The organism is Nonomuraea sp. NPDC050478 (assembly GCF_044458265.1).
GTDB lineage: Bacteria > Actinomycetota > Actinomycetes > Streptosporangiales > Streptosporangiaceae > Nonomuraea > Nonomuraea ferruginea.
This window is the reverse complement of sequence record NZ_JBITHT010000008.1, coordinates 290,223-308,456: the sequence shown is the minus strand read 5'-3', so window position 1 is coordinate 308,456 and position 18,234 is coordinate 290,223. Positions and strand designations below refer to the sequence as shown.

18 protein-coding genes are annotated in these 18,234 nt (G+C 70.4%); 11 read left to right on the top strand and 7 right to left on the bottom strand.

Annotated elements, in window-relative coordinates; all coding sequences use genetic code 11:
- Window positions 1–4: 4 nt before the first annotated feature.
- A complete protein-coding gene (locus ACIBF7_RS37220) occupies window positions 5–1,549 on the top strand; it encodes a dolichyl-phosphate-mannose--protein mannosyltransferase (RefSeq protein WP_397199235.1) in 1,545 nt (514 codons plus the stop codon).
- Here ACIBF7_RS37220 and ACIBF7_RS37215 read toward each other — a convergent pair.
- Window positions 1,443–2,939 carry a hypothetical protein gene (locus ACIBF7_RS37215; RefSeq protein ID WP_364237304.1) on the bottom strand — a complete coding sequence of 499 codons (1,497 nt, stop codon included), beginning with the start codon at window positions 2,937–2,939 and terminating at the stop codon, window positions 1,443–1,445. The two genes, ACIBF7_RS37220 and ACIBF7_RS37215, sit on opposite strands and share 107 nt — an antisense overlap.
- Before the next feature lie 187 nt (window positions 2,940–3,126).
- Here ACIBF7_RS37215 and ACIBF7_RS37210 point away from each other — a divergent pair, with 187 nt between their 5' ends.
- The 4 genes from ACIBF7_RS37210 to ACIBF7_RS37195 all read left to right on the top strand — a co-directional run bounded on the left by ACIBF7_RS37210 (window position 3,127) and on the right by ACIBF7_RS37195 (window position 8,038).
- Complete coding sequence (locus tag ACIBF7_RS37210) at window positions 3,127–4,362, top strand: glycosyltransferase family 2 protein (RefSeq protein ID WP_397199234.1); 1,236 nt, start codon at window positions 3,127–3,129, stop codon at window positions 4,360–4,362.
- Window positions 4,363–4,406: 44 nt separating this feature from the next.
- Window positions 4,407–6,188, top strand: coding sequence for a methionine--tRNA ligase (gene metG, locus ACIBF7_RS37205; RefSeq protein WP_219549439.1), 1,782 nt, complete (start codon window positions 4,407–4,409; stop codon window positions 6,186–6,188).
- Window positions 6,189–6,192: 4 nt separating this feature from the next.
- Window positions 6,193–7,047, top strand: a complete 855-nt coding sequence (locus ACIBF7_RS37200) for a TatD family hydrolase (protein ID WP_271278183.1) — start codon at window positions 6,193–6,195, stop codon at window positions 7,045–7,047.
- A gap of 82 nt (window positions 7,048–7,129) precedes the next feature.
- Entirely contained in the window at window positions 7,130–8,038 is a 909-nt protein-coding gene (locus tag ACIBF7_RS37195; protein WP_271278184.1) for a resuscitation-promoting factor, read from the top strand.
- On the opposite strand, the gene ACIBF7_RS37190 is transcribed toward ACIBF7_RS37195, so the two are convergent.
- Both ACIBF7_RS37190 and ACIBF7_RS37185 read right to left on the bottom strand, forming a co-directional pair.
- Window positions 8,035–9,225, bottom strand: coding sequence for a hypothetical protein (locus tag ACIBF7_RS37190; RefSeq protein ID WP_364237312.1), 1,191 nt, complete (start codon window positions 9,223–9,225; stop codon window positions 8,035–8,037). The two genes, ACIBF7_RS37195 and ACIBF7_RS37190, sit on opposite strands and share 4 nt — an antisense overlap.
- The gene (locus ACIBF7_RS37185; protein ID WP_397199233.1) at window positions 9,222–11,192 is read right to left on the bottom strand and encodes a protein kinase; all 1,971 of its coding nucleotides are present in this window, start codon (window positions 11,190–11,192) and stop codon (window positions 9,222–9,224) included. The genes ACIBF7_RS37190 and ACIBF7_RS37185 overlap by 4 nt, the downstream gene beginning before the upstream one ends.
- Before the next feature lie 91 nt (window positions 11,193–11,283).
- Here ACIBF7_RS37185 and rsmA point away from each other — a divergent pair, with 91 nt between their 5' ends.
- Window positions 11,284–12,123: a 16S rRNA (adenine(1518)-N(6)/adenine(1519)-N(6))-dimethyltransferase RsmA gene (rsmA, locus tag ACIBF7_RS37180; protein ID WP_271278191.1), complete on the top strand. Its 840-nt coding sequence runs from the start codon at window positions 11,284–11,286 to the stop codon at window positions 12,121–12,123.
- 5 nt (window positions 12,124–12,128) lie between these two features.
- Here rsmA and ACIBF7_RS37175 read toward each other — a convergent pair whose 3' ends face one another.
- The 3 genes from ACIBF7_RS37175 to ACIBF7_RS37165 all read right to left on the bottom strand — a co-directional run bounded on the left by ACIBF7_RS37175 (window position 12,129) and on the right by ACIBF7_RS37165 (window position 13,515).
- The gene (locus ACIBF7_RS37175) at window positions 12,129–12,368 is read right to left on the bottom strand and encodes a DUF397 domain-containing protein (RefSeq protein WP_397199232.1); all 240 of its coding nucleotides are present in this window, start codon (window positions 12,366–12,368) and stop codon (window positions 12,129–12,131) included.
- A gap of 113 nt (window positions 12,369–12,481) precedes the next feature.
- Entirely contained in the window at window positions 12,482–12,700 is a 219-nt protein-coding gene (locus ACIBF7_RS37170) for a DUF397 domain-containing protein (protein WP_219549449.1), read from the bottom strand.
- The gene (locus ACIBF7_RS37165; protein ID WP_397199230.1) at window positions 12,685–13,515 is read right to left on the bottom strand and encodes a helix-turn-helix domain-containing protein; all 831 of its coding nucleotides are present in this window, start codon (window positions 13,513–13,515) and stop codon (window positions 12,685–12,687) included. Before ACIBF7_RS37165 ends, ACIBF7_RS37170 begins: the two co-directional genes overlap by 16 nt.
- A 193-nt stretch (window positions 13,516–13,708) precedes the next feature.
- Here ACIBF7_RS37165 and ACIBF7_RS37160 point away from each other — a divergent pair, with 193 nt between their 5' ends.
- Window positions 13,709–14,179, top strand: a complete 471-nt coding sequence (locus tag ACIBF7_RS37160) for an ATP-binding protein (protein WP_397199229.1) — start codon at window positions 13,709–13,711, stop codon at window positions 14,177–14,179.
- A gap of 188 nt (window positions 14,180–14,367) precedes the next feature.
- Window positions 14,368–15,018, top strand: a complete 651-nt coding sequence (locus ACIBF7_RS37155) for an NlpC/P60 family protein (protein ID WP_397199228.1) — start codon at window positions 14,368–14,370, stop codon at window positions 15,016–15,018.
- Here the strand turns inward: ACIBF7_RS37155 and ACIBF7_RS37150 are convergent.
- Window positions 14,991–15,929 carry an arginase family protein gene (locus ACIBF7_RS37150; protein WP_397199227.1) on the bottom strand — a complete coding sequence of 313 codons (939 nt, stop codon included), beginning with the start codon at window positions 15,927–15,929 and terminating at the stop codon, window positions 14,991–14,993. The genes ACIBF7_RS37155 and ACIBF7_RS37150 overlap by 28 nt on opposite strands.
- A 145-nt stretch (window positions 15,930–16,074) precedes the next feature.
- Here ACIBF7_RS37150 and ACIBF7_RS37145 point away from each other — a divergent pair, with 145 nt between their 5' ends.
- The 3 genes from ACIBF7_RS37145 to ACIBF7_RS37135 all read left to right on the top strand — a co-directional run bounded on the left by ACIBF7_RS37145 (window position 16,075) and on the right by ACIBF7_RS37135 (window position 18,196).
- A complete protein-coding gene (locus ACIBF7_RS37145; RefSeq protein ID WP_271279492.1) occupies window positions 16,075–16,554 on the top strand; it encodes an Rrf2 family transcriptional regulator in 480 nt (159 codons plus the stop codon).
- A gap of 62 nt (window positions 16,555–16,616) precedes the next feature.
- Window positions 16,617–17,804: an MFS transporter gene (locus tag ACIBF7_RS37140; protein WP_397199226.1), complete on the top strand. Its 1,188-nt coding sequence runs from the start codon at window positions 16,617–16,619 to the stop codon at window positions 17,802–17,804.
- Window positions 17,801–18,196, top strand: a complete 396-nt coding sequence (locus tag ACIBF7_RS37135; protein ID WP_397199225.1) for a RidA family protein — start codon at window positions 17,801–17,803, stop codon at window positions 18,194–18,196. The genes ACIBF7_RS37140 and ACIBF7_RS37135 overlap by 4 nt, the downstream gene beginning before the upstream one ends.
- Window positions 18,197–18,234 lie beyond the last annotated feature (38 nt).

Sequence of the window (18,234 nt, the reverse complement as noted above, 5' to 3'; positions counted from 1 at the left end):
GCCGATGAGGGGAAGCGCGCTCTGGGGGTGGCTGGGGCCCCTCCTCGTCGCGATCTTCGGCGGCGTCCTGCGCTTCACCGGGCTCGGCCGGCCGCACGCGGTGGTGTTCGACGAGACGTACTACGCCAAGGACGCGTACGCCCTGCTCCGGTACGGGGCGGAGCGGGCCATGCTCGGCGACTCCGACAACCCCATCGCGGACAAGCGCCTCATCGCCGGCGATCTCGACATCTTCCGCCGGTGCGCCGACTACGACCAGTGCGCCTCGTACGTGGCGCACCCGCCGCTCGGCAAGTGGATGATCGGCGTGGGCGAGTGGCTGTTCGGGATGAACCCGTTCGGCTGGCGGTTCGCCGCCGCCCTGGTCGGCACGCTGTCGATCCTCATGCTCGCCCGGGTGGCGCGGCGGATGACCCGCTCGACGCTGCTGGGCTGCTTCGCGGGGTTACTGCTGGCGCTGGACGGGCTGCACTTCGTGCTGTCGCGGACGGCGCTGCTCGACATCTTCCTCATGTTCTGGGTCCTGGCCGGCTTCGCCTGCCTGGTGGTCGACCGGGACAAGGCCCGCGAGCGGCTGGTCGACTGGTGGGAGAGCGCCGCGGTCTCCACCACGGGGCCGCGGCTCGGGCTCCGGCCGTGGCGGATCGCCGCCGGCCTCTGCCTGGGCGCGGCGTGCGCGGTCAAGTGGTCGGGGGTCTTCTTCCTGATCGCGTTCGCGGTCCTCGCCTTCGTGTGGGACATGGGGGGCAGGCGTGCCATCGGACTGCGCGAACCGTACCGGGGGGCGTTCTCGCTCGACCTGCCGCCGGCGGCGGCCGCGTTCGCCGCCGTGCCCGCGTTCGCGTACGCGCTGTCGTGGACCGGCTGGTTCGTCACCGACGCCGGCTGGGGGCGCGGCTGGGACCAGGCCACCTCGTCCGGGCCGCTCTTCTTCGTCGTCGACTCGGCCCGGTCGTGGCTGAAGTATCACTTCCAGGTGCTCGGCTACCACAGCGGGCTGGACCTCCACCATCCCTACATGTCGGAGCCGTGGACCTGGCCGGTGCTCTTCAGGCCCGTGTCGTTCCACTACCCGACCGGCCTGCCGCCCTCCGCGTGCGGGGGCGACGCCTGCTCGCAGGCCGTGATCGGGGTCGGCACCCCCGCCCTCTGGTACGGGGCCGTGCTCGCCCTGCTGGGCTGCGTCGCCTGGTATGTCACCGGGCGTGACTGGCGGGCCGGGGCGGTGCTGCTGACCTACGCGGCGGGCTGGCTGCCCTGGTTCTACTACGCGATCGCGCAGAACCGGACCATGTACCTGTTCTACATGATCCCCCTGGTGCCGTTCATGGTGCTGGCCGTCACGCTCATGGCCGGGCTCCTGCTCGGCAGGGCCGACGCGCCGCCGCCGCGAAGGGCCGCCGGGGCGGCGGTCGTGGGGGCCTTCGCGCTGATCGTGCTGATCAACTTCTGGTGGCTTCACCCGGTGTTGTCGGCTGAGACCCTGACCCGGGCGGAGTGGTGGGACCGGATGCTGATGACCTCCTGGGTGACCCCCGCACCCAAGTGACGCCGTGGCGCAGCGTGATGGCCGCCGCGATGCACGCCAGCGGCACGGCGGGCAGCACGTACCGGTAGTCGAACTCGGCCGTCGCGGCCGGCGCGAGCAGCAGCCCGAACGCGCCAAGCCAGGGCAGGACCACCGGCCCGCCCAGCTTGCGCCAGCGCACCGCGATGCCGTAGAGGCCGATCAGCATGATGCCGCCCAGCACGATGCCCCGCAGGTAGAACACCTTCTGGTAGCCGCTCATGATCTCCGCCCAGGGCGAGACGATCCGCGTCTCCGGCGGCCCCTGCTCGTAGGCGAACGCGTCGGTGTCGGTGCGGCCCTGGTAGGACGGCCAGTTGGGCAGGCGCTTCGGGTTTCCGGTGCTGTCGAGCTCGTAGTACGGCTTGAACTCGTACATGTTGTAGGTCGCCGCGTCGGGGAAGCGCGGCCGGGCCCAGTGGAAGCTGCGCAGGAAGTCGCGGAGCACCACTTGCAGGTAGTCGCCCGGCTGGGAGGTGATCGCGCGCATCGCGAACGCGCTGGCCGCCTCGTTGGTGATGTCGGTGAACTTGACGCTGCCCCAGCGGTGGAGCACCTCGCCGGTGCCCTCGCCGTCGCCGCTGCCCTGACCCCACAGGTACCACTGCGCGTAGTCCTTGCGCTCGCTGACGGGGTCGTTGATGCACAGCAGGACCAGCTCGACCTCCTTGTAGGGGTCGATGCTCATCTTCTCGCAGTCGGCGAAGATCGCCGTGCGCATGTAGAGGATGAGCCCGTCGCTGTTGGTCATCGCGAACTTGCCGTACGCGGACGCGAACCAGCCCATGTAGGCCGCCACCGGGATGGCGCAGGTGGTCAGGACCGCCACGATCGGCTTCCACCCGGTGCGCTTGAGGAGCAGGTAGGCCAGCACGAGCACGAGGATCGGCAGGCCGATCGAGCGGGTCAGCCAGGTCAGCGCCAGCAGCAGGCCGACCACGGCGCCCATCCGCCACGACATCCGCCGGTGCCACAGCACCAGCGTGATCACCGCCACCACCAGCAGCGTGAACTGCGTGTCCGACATGATCAGCTGCTCGAGCTGGATCTGGTAGGCGTCGAACAGCACCGGCGCGGCGGCCAGCGTCGCCCCCCACTTGGGCAGCGCGAACTTCCGGCGCAGCAGCGCGTAGATCAGCACCGCCGTGGCCAGCCCCATCAGGTGCTGGGTAAAGGTCACCAGGGCGAAGCTGTGAAAAGGCTTGAGCAGGATCAGCCAGAACCCGTAGCCGTCGGGCCGGATCGGGTGCGGCCTCGGGTGCAGAGCAACCGACACATACTCGTACGAATCGTTGAACCACATGGCGGGCCCGTAGCCGAGCATGGTGAAGACCCGCAGCAGCGCACCCGCGGCGAAAGCTGCTGCGAACACCCGATGACGGCGCGGAAACGAGAGCACGCGCGCCATCCGGCCAGGGGCGGAGTGGTCCACAGAAGTGCCCTCCGCGACGCTCACCATGCTGTAAAGAATGCCAGTCGTTTGGATGACATGCCGCGACCATTGCCGGGCACACGGCATGATGGTGGGCTGTGAAGAGCCGTAACTGAAGGGTTGAGACGTGGAACTGACGGTGGTCATGCCCTGCCTCAACGAGGCCGAGACCGTGGAAGTCTGCGTGCGCAAGGCTCTTGCGTGCATGGAAGAGCACGGCATCGAGGGCGAGGTGCTGATCGCCGACAACGGCAGCACCGACGGCTCGCAGCAGCTCGCTCGCGACGCCGGCGCGCGTGTGGTCCACGTTGACGCGAAGGGCTACGGCAACGCGCTCATGGGCGGCATCCGGGCCGCGCGCGGCAAGTACGTGATCATGGGCGACGCCGACGACTCCTACGACTTCGGCTCCCTGATGCCGTTCGTGGAGCAGTTGCGCGACGGCGCCGACCTGGTGATGGGCAACCGGTTCAAGGGCGGCATCGCGCCGGGCGCCATGCCCCCGCTCCACCGTTACCTCGGCAACCCGGTGCTGTCGTTCGTCGGGCGGCTGTTCTTCCCGTCGAAGATCGCCGACTTCCACTGCGGGCTGCGCGGCTTCCGCCGCGACTCCATCCTCAACCTGGGCCTCCAGACCGGTGGCATGGAGTTCGCCAGCGAGATGGTCGTGCGCTCCACCCTGGCCGGCTACGACGTGCGCGAGGTGCCCACCACGCTCTCGCCCGACGGCCGCTCCCGCCCGCCCCACCTGCGCTCCTGGCGCGACGGCTGGCGCCACCTGCGCTTCCTGCTCCTCTACAGCCCCAAGTGGCTGTTCTTCTATCCCGGCATCGCGCTGATGATGATCGGCCTGGTGGCCGGCACCGCGCTGACGTTCGGGCCGGTCAAGATCGGCCAGCTGGCGTTCGACGTCGACACGCTCGTCGGCGCGTCGGCCGCGATGGTGATCGGCTTCCAGTCGGCGCTGTTCGCGCTGTTCACTAAGGTGTACGCGGCCGAGGAGGGGTTCCTGCCCGAGTCGCGGCGGGTGCGCAAGCTGATCAGCATGGTGACGCTGGAGCGCGGCCTGGTCTTGGGCGGCCTGCTCGCGCTGGCGGGCCTCGTCGGCCTGGTCATGTCGCTGGTCCACTGGCAGGTGCGCAGCTGGGGCGCGCTCGACCCGCGCGAGTCGCTGCGCATCGTGGTCCCGGCGGCCACCGCCCTCATCATGAGCTTCCAGACGATCTTCGCGTCGCTGTTCGTCAGCATCCTCGGCATCCGCCGCACCCGCGAGTCCTCCGTCGACGTGGCCGCCCGCGCCGCCGAGGAGGCGGCCGAGGCCCTCTCGCGCGAGGAGAGCGCCGCGGCCACGCCCCAGGTGTAGCGGTTCGGTTCGAGACGCGCGGCGGCGGCCCGTAGGCTTGGACCATGTCCCAGCACATTCTGACCGCCGTCGCGTGGCCGTACGCTAACGGCCCCCGCCACATCGGGCACGTCTCCGGGTTCGGCGTGCCTTCCGACATCTTCAGCCGCTACCAGCGGATGGCGGGCAACAAGGTGCTGATGGTCTCCGGCACCGACGAGCACGGCACTCCTATCCAGGTGCAGGCCGACAAGGAAGGCGTCACGGCCAGGGAGCTGGCCGACCGTTACAACCGGGTGATCGCCGAGGACCTCACCGGGCTGGGGCTGTCCTACGACCTGTTCACGCGCACGACCACGCGCAACCACTACGCCGTCACGCAGGAGATCTTCAAGGGTCTCCACGCCAACGGCTACATCTTCCCCAAGACCACGATGGGCGCCATCTCCCCGTCGACCGGGCGCACGCTCCCCGACCGCTACATCGAGGGCACCTGCCCCCTCTGCGGCTACGACGGCGCGCGTGGCGACCAGTGCGACAACTGCGGCAACCAGCTCGACCCGATCCAGCTGATCAACCCGGTGAGCCGCATCAACGGCGAGACGCCGGTCTTCACCGAGACCGAGCACTTCATGCTCGACCTGCCCGCCTTCGCCGAGGTGCTCGGCACCTACCTGCGCTCCAAGCAGGGCGAGTGGCGGCCCAACGTGCTCAAGTTCGCCCTCAACCTGCTCGGCGACCTGCAGCCCCGGGCGATCAGCCGCGACCTCGACTGGGGCGTGCCGATCCCGCTCGACGGCTGGCGCGACCAGCCCAACAAGCGGCTGTACGTGTGGTTCGACGCGGTGATCGGCTACCTGTCGGCGTCCATCGAGTGGGCCAGGCGCTCCGGCGACCCCGAGGCCTGGCGCCAGTGGTGGCAGAATCCCGACGCCCGGGGCTACTACTTCATGGGCAAGGACAACATCGTCTTCCACGCCGAGATCTGGCCGGCGATGCTGTTCGGCTACAGCGGGCAGGGCGACAAGGGCGGCACGCCGGGCTCGCTCGGCGCGCTCGACGTGCCCTCCGAGGTGGTCTCCAGCGAGTTCCTGACCATGGAGGGCAAGAAGTTCTCCTCCTCCCGGCAGGTCGTCATCTACGTCCGCGACTTCCTGGCCCGCTACGACGCCGACGCGCTGCGCTACTACATCGCCGTCGCCGGTCCTGAGAACCAGGACACCGACTTCACCTGGCAGGAGTTCGTCAACCGCAACAACGGCGAGCTGGTCGCCGCCTGGGGCAACCTCGTCAACCGGTCGATCTCCATGGCGGCCAAGAACTTCGGCGTGATCCCGGAGGCCGGCGACCTGACCGACGCCGACCGGGCGCTGCTGGAGCGCTCGCGCAACACCTTCGGCCCGGTCGGCGCCGAGCTGGCCCGCTCCCGGTTCAAGAACGCCATCACCGAGGCGCTCGACGTGGTCCGCGACGCCAACCGCTATCTCGCCGAGCAGGAGCCGTGGAAGCTCAAGGGCGACCCGGAGCGGCAGAAGTCCATCCTGCACGTCGCGCTCCAGGTGGTCGACGACGCCAAGACCATGCTGACGCCGTTCCTGCCCGGCTCGTCCAACAAGGTCCACGCGATGCTCGGCGGCGAGGGCGTCTGGTCCGGCATGCCGGAGATCCGCGAGGTCGACGAAGACGGCGGCGCCGCCTACCCCGTGATCACGGGCGAGTACGACGGCGCGGCCCGCTGGGAGCACCGGCCGATCAAGCCGGGCATCCCGCTGGCGCCGCCCGTGCCGCTGTTCAAGAAGCTCGACCCGAAGGTCGTCGACGAAGAGCTGGCCAGGCTGGAAGGCTGATCCCGTGACCAAGCCGCCCGCCCCGCCGGAGCCGCTGTCCGCGCCGGTGTTCGACAGCCACTGCCATCTCGACATCATGGTGGGCGACCGGCAGGCGTCCTCGGGCGACCCGGTGGCCCAGGCCGCGCAGGCGGCCTCGGCCACCGTGCGCGGCATCCTCGACGACGCCCGCGCGGTGGGTGTCACCCGGCTGGTGACGATCGGCTACGACCTGCCGTCCTCGCGATGGAACGCCGAGGTGGCGGCCGCCCACGCCGACGTCCACGCCGGCGTGGCGGTCCATCCCAACGAGTCGCACGCGGCCACCCCCGAGGTCCTGGCCGAGATCGAGGAGCTGGCGGGGCGGCCGGAGGTGCGCGCCGTCGGCGAGACCGGGCTCGACTACTTCCGCGACTGGGCGTCCAGGGACGACCAGCACGCCAGTTTCCGCGCGCACATCGAGATCGCCAAGCGTACGGGGAAGGCGCTGGTCATCCATGACCGGGAGGCGCACGACGACGTGCTGAAGGTGCTGGCGGCCGAGGGGGCGCCGCCGGTGGTGGTGTTCCACAGCTTCTCCGGCGACGCCGATATGGCCAAGAAATGCACCGACGCCGGATATTTCATGTCATTTTCCGGGCCTGTCACGTACAAGAAGAACGACGCGCTGCGGGAGGCCGCCCGGGTGGCGCCCGCCGAGCTGATGCTGGTCGAGACCGACGCGCCCTACCTGCCGCCGGTGCCGCACCGCGGCAAGCCCAACGCCCCCTACCTCGTCCCGATCACGCTGCGCTGCCTCGCCGAGGTCAAGAACGTCCATCCTGACCGGTTGTGCGAGGCCATCAGCGACAACGGAGTCACCGTTTTCGGCGAGTGGTGACCATGTTCCGGTGAAGCGGTGATGGCGGCGTGGCGGCCGCCACTACTGTCGGGCGCCTCAGGAGACGTACCGGAGGTCCCCCGTGCGAGGAAAGAGACGTGCCCCGCGCCCCCGGATCCCGTGGCGCTCGCCGTGGACGCCCCTGGCGTGCCTGGCGGGCCTGCTCGCCACCGGCGCCATCGCGGTCCTCGGCGGCATGGCCAAGGACGTGGTGCTGATCGTCGACGGTCGGCGGCAAGAGGTGCGCAGCTTCGCCGACTCCGTCCACGAGTTGCTCGCCGACCATGACGTGCCCTTCGGCGACGGCGACCTGGTACGGCCCGGCGCGCGGGCGCCGCTGGCCGACGGGGTGCGCGTCGAGGTCCGCCACGCCAGGCCCATCACGCTGACCGTCGACGGCCGCACCAGCCGCCGCCTGGTCACCGCCACCACCGTGCGCGACGCGCTCGCCGAGCTGGACATGGCCGCGCTGCGGGGGAGGCTGTCTGCGCCCAGGTACGAGCCGGTGCCGCTGTCGGGCATGGCGCTGATCATCTACACCCGGCGGACCGTGCACATCGTCGCCAACGGCACCCGCCGCGACGTGACCACCACCGGCAGGACCGTCAGGCAGGTGCTCAAACGCGCCGGGATCTCGTACGAGCCCGGGTCGCTGATCCGGCCGCCGCTGCGCGCCTTCCCCGGCGAAGGCTCGGTCATCACCGTGCTGCCGCCCCGCACCGAGCCCGTCGGGGACGAGGTCATGCGGCTCGACTGGGACGCGCTGGCCATGTGCGAGTCCGGCGGCGACCCCACCGCCTACAACCCCAGCGGCCCCTACTACGGGCTCTACCAGTTCAGTCTGCCGATGTGGCAGCTCGTCGGCGGCACCGGCATGCCGCACGCCTGGCCGCCCGAGGAGCAGACGTACCGGGCGCAGCTCCTCTACCAGCGGGTCGCCGGCCGGTGGCAGGAGCAATGGCCGAACTGCGGAGCCCACCTGTTCGGCTAGCCGAGCGAGACCCCGAAGTCGGCGCCCTTCGGCGGCTGCACGGCCCGCAGGTCGTCGGAGTTGCGGGCCGCGACGGTGACCTTCCCGTACGGGGCCGCGTCCGGCTGCCCGACGAACAGCTTGTTGCCGCTGAACGCCAGCGACCAGCCGAACAGCCCGTCCGCGGGCGGCAGCCGCCTGTCGTCCTTGCCGTCCGCGGCCGTGACCACCCGGACGCCGCCGCCGTACGGGGCGCCGATGGCCAGCCTGCCGTCGGCCGAGGCGGCCAGCGAGAACCCGAACGCCTCCTCGCCCTCCTGCCGCACCCGGGCCTTCGGGGCCAGCTTCTCGTCGTAGAGCTGCACGTACCCGGCACCCGGGGCGCCCACGGCCGGCCCCGCCCCGTCGACCCAGGCCACCGCGTACCCGTACTTGTCGCCCGCCTTGTCCGTGGGCGAGTCCAGCTTGGTGCTGACGATCTTCTCCGCCAGCACGTCCTGGATGACCACCACGGAACCCGAGTCCACCTTGCCGGAATCCACCTGCTGGCCCTGACCGTCGTCGTTCTCGTACGGCACGCCGACCACCACGCCGTTGCCGGGCCCCATGGCCAGCGAGTAGCCGAACTGGTCACCCACCTCGCTGTTGCCCCGCACCTCGACCGTCGCCTGCGTGACCCGCCGCAACGCGCCGCCGCCCTTGAGCGCGTAGATCGCCCCGGCGTCCGCCAGGTCGCCGTCGTCCTCGTACGGCGCCCCGATCACCACGAGGTCGCCACGCGCCGCCAGTGACCAGCCCAGCCGGGCGCCGCGCTGCGGCTCCGCCGCCACCAGCCGCCGCGGCTCGAGCGCGCCGCCGCCGTAGATCACGTACGCGGTGCCCGCGTCGGCGTTGCCGTCCACATCCGTGTACGGGGCGCCCACGACCAGGTCGGCGCACTCGTCGGCGTTCACCTTCGCCAGCCGCACCGACCAGCCGAACGCGTCACCCTCCGCCAGCCCCTGCACGGTCACCGGGATGGAGGTGTCGCCGGAGAGCACGTGCACCGCGCCCTTCTGGCCCTCGGCGAAGGGGTCGCCCACGGCGACGTCGTCCACCCCGTCGCCGTCGAAGTCGCTCACCCCGGCGCAGGCCGTGCCCGCCGCGTACGTGACCCCCTGCCCTGACACACCCAGCAGCACCGCCAGCAGAATCGCGCGGATCTTCACAGTTTGACCTCGATCTGCTCGCCGTCCTTCAGCATCGTCGCCGACAGCTCCACCGGCTTGCGGTACGGCGGCAGGTCGAACACGAGCACCCCGTCGATCCGGTCGCCCGGCGCGATGGCCGCCGGCGCCGCACCGTCGTCGATCGGGTCGTGGCGGCCGCCCCGGTCGTCGCGCAGGGTCACCACGGGATTGCCGATCTCCCACAGCCGGCCGCCCGGGTTCAGCATCACCCAGCGCACCACGCACAGCTGGCCCTGGGTCTGCGTCCTGCCCTCGTACTCCCGCAGCCCGCACCGCGGCGCCTCCGGCACGATCACCATCGGGTCGTCGAACGCCGGGCCGAGCGCGAACCGCCGCCCGACGTCGTTGGGCTGTGCGGTGGCGGCGGCGGGGGAGCCGGTCGCGGTGGTGCCGGCCGGGGTGTCGCGGCCCGACGTGACGATGAGCACGGCCCCGGTGACGGTGATCGCCAGCAGCGCGGCCGCGGCGGCGATCAGCCACCGGGTGCTGCGCGGACGCTGGTAGCCGGGGTCGGTCGGTTCGCCGCCGGGCGGCGGGATCGTCGTCGAGCCCTGCTGGGGGAGTGCGGCGGGCTGCCAGCGGGCCAGCTCCTCCCGCGCGGCCAGCTCCTCCCGCCTGCCCAGCTCGGTCACGGAAACCGGCTCGCCCGTATGGTCCTGCTGTTCGGGAGGGGCGTCCGTCGTGGTCGCGTACGGATCGCCTGGGGCGCCTGCCCCTTGAGACGGCGCAGGGCTGCGCTGCGTGGTCTGCTCGCGGGCGGGCGCATGCGCCTCGTCGCGTGGGGGAGCGCGGTGCTCTGCCGGCGTCGGAGGGCGCTCGCCCGCGCCGGTGGGTAAGAGCGCTCCACCCGGAACGGCGGCCCCGCCGGGTAAGGAGCCGCTCTGAAGGGCCGCCGGCGGTGAGGAGTCCTGCGAAGGGGGACCCTCCTGGCCGCGGGACGGGATGAGTCCCGCGGGCCGCTTCCCCGAAGGGTCCCGATCCACCATGGTGTCACTGGGCGGGGGCGTCGTGAAGGTCGCGGTGATGTCCGGTTCGTCGACCACGTTCCTGGGCGGCTCCCACTCCGCCATCAGGTCGGTCGCCACCAGGGTCGGCGGGTTCACCGTCGCCGCCGGTGCGGGCGCGCTCCCGCCGACCAGCGCGATGAGCAGCTCCTGAGCCGTGGGCCGCTGCTCCGGCTCCATCGCCGTGGCCCGCCGCACCAACTCGTTGAGCGGCGCGGGCAGCGCACCCAGGTCAGGCTGGCTGTGCAGCACGCGGGTGGCGAGCGTGATGGGGTCGCCCCGGCCGAACGGGTGCCGCCCGTTGCCCGCGTAGGCCACCAGGCAGCCCCACGCGAAGATGTCGGCCGCCGGAGTGACGATGTGTCCCCGTACCTGCTCGGGAGCCCACCACCCGGGGCTGCCCAGCAGCTCCCCGGACATGGTGAACCCCGTCTCCCTGTCGAGCGCCCTGGCGATGCCGAAGTCGATCACCCGCGGCCCCGACAGCGAGAGGATCACGTTGGCCGGCTTGAGGTCGCGGTGGACCAGCCCGGCCACGTGGATCGCCGCCAGCGCCGCCGCCACCCCCAGCGCCACGCCGTGCAGCGGCCCGGGATCCAGGGCCCCGTAGGTGGAGATCTGGTCGGACATGGGCGTGCCGGCGATGTACTCGGTGACCATGTAGGGCCGGCCGTCGCCGGTGTTGCCGTTGTCGAGCACCTGCGCCGTGCAGAACGACGCCACCCGCCGGGCGTTCTCCACCTCGGCGTGGAAGCGGGCCGCGAACCCCTCCTGGTTGGCGAACTCGGCCTTCACCACCTTGACCGCGACGAACCGCCCCGTCGGCGCGCGGGCGAGGAAGACAGTCCCCATGCCGCCTTCACCCAGCCGCCCGAGCAGGCGGTACGGCCCGATCTCCCGTAAGTCCGTCGGGCGAAGCGGGGCGGCGCCCGTTGGCTCCATGAGGGATGTCCCTTCCTGTTCCACCCATCCTCCCCTCACCCGGCCCCCGTGCGCCATCGCAGGTTCTTCGATGCGCGACACTTATTGGATGATGAGGCTCCTGGGCCCAGCAGAAATACGTATTTTGGCGAACAAGCTAGATCTGCGACCCACAAAAAAGCTAGGCCAGAACTTCGTGATCGACGCCGGCACCGTCCGGCGCATCGTCCGCGTGGCGGGGGTGACCTCGGACGATGTGGTCATCGAGGTGGGCCCCGGCCTCGGTTCCCTCACGCTGGCGTTGCTGCCGGAGACCCGTCACGTGGTGGCCGTCGAGATCGACCCGGTGCTGGCGGCGCAGTTGCCGAAGACGGTCGCCGAGCGGGGCCTCGCCGACAAGCTCACGGTGATCCAGGCCGACGCCATGAAGGTCACGCCTGACGACCTGTCCGGCCACACCCCCACGGCGCTGGTGGCCAACCTGCCCTACAACGTGGCGGTGCCGGTGGTGCTCCACCTGCTGGAGGTGCTGCCCTCGCTGCAGAGAGGCCTCGTCATGGTCCAGGCCGAGGTCGCCGACCGGCTCGCCGCCGCGCCCGGCTCCAAGGTGTACGGGATCCCGTCGGTCAAGGCCGCCTGGTACGCCGACGTACGCAGAGCCGGCCCCGTCGGCCGCACGGTCTTCTGGCCGGTGCCGAACGTCGACTCCGGCCTGGTCTCGCTGGTGCGCCGCGACCCGCCGCCGACGACGGCCACGCGCGAGGAGGTGTTCGCGGTGATCGACGCCGCCTTCGCCCAGCGCCGCAAGACCCTCCGCGCCGCTCTCGCGGGCTGGGCGGGCAGCCCGGCTGGGGCCGAGCAGGCGTTGCGGGCGGCGGGGGTGGACCCTTCGGTACGGGGCGAGCAACTGGACATCCACGCCTTCGCCCGCATCGCGGAACACAAGCCCTGATCGGCTCAGGGGAGGTCGAACTCCCCCTTGGACACCCCGTCCAGGAAAGCCCGCCACTCGTCCGGCCCGAAGGCCAGCACGGGTCCCTCGCCCTGGTCCTTGGTGTCCCGGAGGAGAACGCTGTCATCGGGTCGCCGCATCACCTCGACACAGCTCCCGCCGTTTCCTCCGGATGCCTTGGCTTTGGTCCACACACCCACGGGCAGGCCAATCCGCAGGAGGCGGTCAACACCGGTGGAGGTCATGCCTGCGATCCTAGGTCGGTTGTGGTGTCCGAAGCCTTCGGTGACACACATGTCTGTGTCGTTGGAAATGGGGGAGGGCCTGACGACGGGCCAGGCCCTCGTGGGGTATCTGATCAGGGGGAGCGGTCGAAGACGCCTCGCTTCACGCCCTCGCTGAAGGTTTCCCAGACGGGGCCGCGGACCACCCATGGCTCCAGGTCCGGCCGCTCCGTGTCGCGGATTCCGACGCGGTCCCCGCTGAGGAATGCCACCTCAAGGCAGTTGCCGCCGTTGTCGCTCGATGCCGTGATCCATTCGGCGTCGGTGAGCTCTCGTTTCAGCTCCAGGTCCATTCTTCCTCCAACCTATTCTTAATCATTTCGATGGAATTGCGCTGAGAATGCACCTCTGACCTGATGTGGTCCATTCTCCGCTTGAGAATGTCCACGTCGTCGCCGGTGTCTCGGATCTGTCCGTGGAGAGAGCCCTCGATGTAGGCCGCATCCGGCTCGTCCGGGACCTGAGCGAGAGCGAAAGCGCCGCCTATCCCGATGGCGCTCATGGCGCTGTACGGGAGGATCTGGATCGTGATGTTGGGCCGTTCGGACATCTCGACGAGATGTTCAAGTTGCTTTCTGGTGATGGCCTCGCACCCGATCGGACGATGAAGAATGGATTCGTCCATAAAAGCCCATAGCAGCACGGGATCGTCGCGGGTGAGGATGGCCTGGCGCTCCATCCGCGCCGCCACTTCTTCCTGCACCTGGCTGGGACTCTTCCCTGGTCTGGCCCGAAGGATGATCTCGGCGTACTCGCGGGTCTGGAGCAGGCCGGTCACGATGACCGGCTCCCAGGTGTAGATGGCCCTGGCCGAGCGTTCCCTGAGCTTCCAAGGGCCGAACCACTTCGGCGCGGCTTTCGAGGGTTCCTCCGGCAGCCATCTGACGAGTTCGCCGGGTTCCAGCCTGAACAGTTCCTCGCACGCTTGCGCGAGCTTCAGGTGAGGACGACGTGTGCCGAGCTCGAATGCGCCGATAGTGGTGGGGGCGAAGCCCAGCCGATGTCCCACTTGTGCCTGTGTCATCCCCTTGGCTTCACGTTCTCTACGCAGCTCGTACCCGAATCTCGCTGCTTGGCCGGCGTCAGGGTCCAGCTCTTTTGGGGGCATCTGTCGACTCCTGGGACCTGGCGTGGATACATATAGCGCCACACACGGAATGTGGGGTCGTTTCGTGTGGTGAATGTCGGGTGCTTTCGCTGCTCAACGTAGCGTCTGGCTGGCACTCTGGCCAGTGATTCAAGAGCGCGCGACGATTCACCGCACATGCGCGAACGATCTTTGTAGAGGTGAGGAAAAGCGCGTGCAGACCGAAATCGAGGTCGTACGCCCGGCCCCCGAGGTGATTATGCGAGTGACAGTGCCGGAGCACCCGTGCGCAGGTATCAAAGTGTGGTTGCTCAGCGAAGTCGGCAAGCGTGAGCTGGTTGCCGCGCTGGCGCGTAGAGAGCTTCGGGGGTGGATGGGTGACCACCAGGCCCTGGCCGACCTTCAGCTCATCGCATCCGAACTGGTGACGAACGCGGTGGTTCACGGCGGCGGCCCCTGGGTGAGGATGAGCCTGATCGCGGTGGAGGAGAGGGAGAGGCGCTACTGGCGGTTGAGCGTCGTGGATTCCGGCGTATCGGGGGGTGTTCCGCTGCCCTCGATGCCTGGCCCCGAGGAGACGAGAGGTAGGGGCCTATGGGTTGTGGACGACCTCACCAACGGATGCTGGGGCACCGACCGCACGCAAGTAGGCGAACGAGTCGTGTGGGCCCTCATACCGCGCTGACCCTTCACAGCGAGGTCAAGACTCGGCTGCGACGCCATGCTCGACCTCAGTCCGTGGGTTGACGTGTCGTCCAAGCTCCGTCCGCATGACTGTGGACAGCTCGACATTGTCCCCAGAACCCCGTTCGGCCCGTTGGCGGGCATGCCGTGCGGATGATCCTGGCCTCCCCGATCACGAGGAGGCCGACCATGAAGTCACGTACCCGTCTGATAGGGCTCGCTCTCGCCGGTGGGCTCGTCTCCGTGCCCGTCCCCGCCCACGCCGCCGCTCTGTGCCCCGCGCCGCGCAGCGGCTTCTTCGACCACCCGTCCCTGTGCCGTCTCTCTCTGCCCGAGGTGAGCGGCTTGGGCGAGGCGGAGCGCGCCACGAAGCCGGACAGGGCCACCAGACCGGACACCGGCTCCAAGCCGGACACGGTCACCAGGCGCCTCAAGGGCGAGGTCGCGGCGGCCGCCGCCCTGGCGCGGATCGGCACTCCCTTCTCCTGGGGCGGCGGGTCCCGCTCCGGCCCCACCAGGGGCATCGGCAGGGGAGCCGCCACCGTCGGCTTCGACTGCAGCGGCCTGACCATGTACGCATGGGGAAGGGCCGGGGTCCGGCTCGGTCACTACACCGGCACCCAGTTCCGGCAGGGGCGACGCGTCCCCCTGTCCCGGCTCCGCTCGGGCGACCTGGTCTTCTTCGGCGGCGGGACGGGCGACCCCTCCCACGTCGGCCTCTACCTCCGGGCGGGTCTCATGGTCCACGCCCCCAAGACCGGCGACGTGGTCAAGGTCGTCCAGTTCCGCCGCTCGCCCTACTTCGGGTCGGTCTACCGTGGCGCGGTGCGTCCGGGCTGACCGGCACACGCCTCGACCAGCGCCTTCACCACGGGCGCGAGCACCTCCCGATCCTCGGGCCGGCCGGGCTCGTACTCGGTGATCCCGAGCCCGGCCACCTCGAACCGCTCGCCCAGAGCCGTCACCATGCGCACGAGTTCCTCCGGCAGGAACCCGCCCGGCACCGGGCTTCCCACGCTCCCGAACACCTCCGGCTCCAGCACATCGAGGTCGACATGCACGTAAACCACCGGGTCGCGGTCCCCGGTATCCATGTCGTGCGCAAGCGGGCCGCTCGCGTCCCCCGGACCGGACGCGGGGAACCGGCCGGAGGAGTCGGCGCCCGGCAGACCCGCCGCCGTCACCGCCTGCACGAGCGCGTCCGGGTCGGCGGTCCTCACGTGCCCGACCCCGGCCTCGGCCACGAACGCGGCCTCGCCGGGGTCGAGATCCCGAACCCCGGCCAGCACCACCCGCCGGGGATCGACGCCGGGGTCGGCGGTCAGCCCTCGCGGCCCCTCGTCCACCAGCGCCCGCAGCACCATCCCGTGGAACGCCCCCGAAGGCGAGGACTCGGGAGTGTTCAGATCCCCGTGCGCGTCGAACCAGACCACGACCAGCCGATCTCCGTACGCGCGCCGCGCCGCCGCCACCGGCTCCAGCTCCACCCCGCAGTCGCCGCCCACGGTCACCACGAAACCGCCGCCGCTCCGCGCCCGAGACGCGGTCACCACGAAATCGTCGCCTACCGCCGCCAGTGCTTCCCGCACGCGCGACGCGGTCACCGCGAGGTCGTCGTCGGCCTCGACCCGCACCCGCCTGTCCGCCGGCACCATCTCGCCCAGCAGCCGGGCCCCTTCCACCAGCCGCTCCGCCGTCGCCGCCCCGGACCCACGCCACTGCGGCACCTCGATGACCGTCACTCCACCCACGACGCATTCCTTCCATGAAGTCGCCGTCGATCAGATCGGGCGGCGACCGGCCTCCACCCCAGGATTCACGGCGGGCGGTCGTCGCGGCTATCTGGTTTCAAGTTGCGGCAGCAATCCTGGATACGTAATATCCAGGATTGTGAAGATGAGCGAGGGCGTGGAGTGGGCGCTGCACACGTGCCTCAACCTGACGTGGATCGAGGACGGCCGCCCCGTCCCGGCCGCGGTCCTGGCCGACTACTTCAAGCTGCCTCCGGCGTACCTCAACAAGCAGTTGCAGGCGCTGGCGAGGGCGGGGATCGTGTCGTCGGTCTCCGGCCCGCGTGGCGGGTTCCAGCTCGCCCGCGACCCTCGGAAGATCACTGTGCTGGACGTGGTGGTGGCGATCGAGGGGCCGGAGGACGCGTTCCAGTGCGCCCAGATCCTGCGCGACGCCCCGGACGGCGAGCCGGGGATCGACTACCGGGAAACCTGTGTGATCTCCCAGGTCATGCGGAAAGCGGAGCTGCTCTGGCGGGCGGAGCTGGCCGCGCGGACTCTCGCCGATGTGAAGGCCACGGTCGAGTCGCGGTTCCCCGGCGCGCCGAACGAGACCCGCCAGGGGTTGCGAAGCCGGCGAGCTTGAATCCGCGCCCGCGAAAGGGAGGGGCTCCTCTCCCGAAGCGGCTTTCTTTGGAGAAATTCTAGATGTTTCCTATCCAGTTAGAGGAAAAGGTGCGAGGGTGGTCAGCGGTCTCGGCGGTGACGCTGGGGATCTTCGTGTTGATGACCTCGGAGCTGCTTCCCGTGGGCCTGCTCACACCGATCGGCGAGGCACTGGACGTCTCGCCGGGCACGGCCGGGCTGATGGTCACCGTCCCGGGGCTCGTCGCCGGGCTGGCCGCCCCGCTGCTCACGGCGCGGGCCGGAACGGTGGACCGGAAGGTCATGCTGGCCGGGCTGATCGGGCTCATGGCGGTGGCGAACCTGGTCTGCGCACTCGCCCCGCACTTCGCCGTCGTGCTGGTGGCACGGCTCGCCGTCGGGGTGAGCGTCGGAGGCTTCTGGGCCATCGCGGGCGGGCTCGCGGTCCGCTTGGTGCCGCCCGGACAGGTCGCCGCCGCGACCGCCGTGATCTTCGGTGGCGTCTCCACCGCGTCCGTGCTCGGCGTCCCGGCCGGGACGCTGATCGGTGAGCTGACCGGCTGGCGCGGCGGCTTCGCCGGCGTCGCGATCCTGGGGCTGGTGGCGCTGGCCGCTCTGCTGCTTCTGGTGCCTCGCCTGCCGGCGCAGCGCACGATCGGCCTGCCCGACCTGCCCGCCCTGCTGCGCGCGAACACGGGTGTCCGGATCGGCGTGATCGTCACCGCCCTGCTGATCACCGGGCACTTCGCCGCCTACACCTTCGCCCGCCCTCTGCTGCACGACCTCGCCGGGATCGACGACGGCTGGATCGGCGCGTTGCTGATGGCGTACGGGCTGGCGGGCGTAGCCGGCAACTTCCTCGCCGGCCACCGGGTGCGCGCGCACCTGCGCGGCACGCTCGTCCTGATCGCCGCCGTCCTGTCCGCGGCCACTGCTCTGTTCGCGCTGACCGGGGGCCCGTTCGCGGGCACCGTCCTGCTCGTCGTCTGGGGACTGGCCTACGGCGGGGTGTCGGTGACCCTGCAGACCTGGATGCTCAAGGCCGCGCCCGAGATGACCGAATCGGCGTCGTCGCTGTTCGTGGCGGCTTTCAACCTGTCCATCGCCTTCGGCGCCGTGCTCGGCGGGTTCACCGCTGACGGGGTCGCCGTCGCCGGTGTCCTGTGGGTGGCCTCCGGGCTGGCCCTGGCCGCCGCGCTCATCGTCGGCGTCAATCGGACGCGGCATATCCAGAAAGGAACACGATCATGAAACCCACCATCATCAACCCCGGCACGCTGCACGACCCCACCGGTTTCGGTTACAGCCACATCGCACGAGCCTCCGGGGACCTCGTCCTCATCGCCGGCCAGTACGCCTCCGGGCCCGACGGTCACGTGACCTCCGGCGACTTCGCCGAGCAGGTCAGGCAGTCGTTCGCGAACCTCGGCACCGCGCTCGCCGCGGCCGGCTCGGACTACGGCCACGTCGTCCAGATCCGGACGTACATCGTCGGCCACGACGCGGGCAAGCTGGACATCCTCTTGGAGGCCGTACGGGAGATCTGGGGCGACCTGCCGCCCACGCAGTCGCTGATCGGAGTGGCCGCGCTCGCCCTGCCCGACATGCTGTTCGAGGTGGACGCCGTGGCGGTCGCCGGCTGAGCGCCGTCCCGCCGGTGCGCGCCCCGCGTCCGGCACGC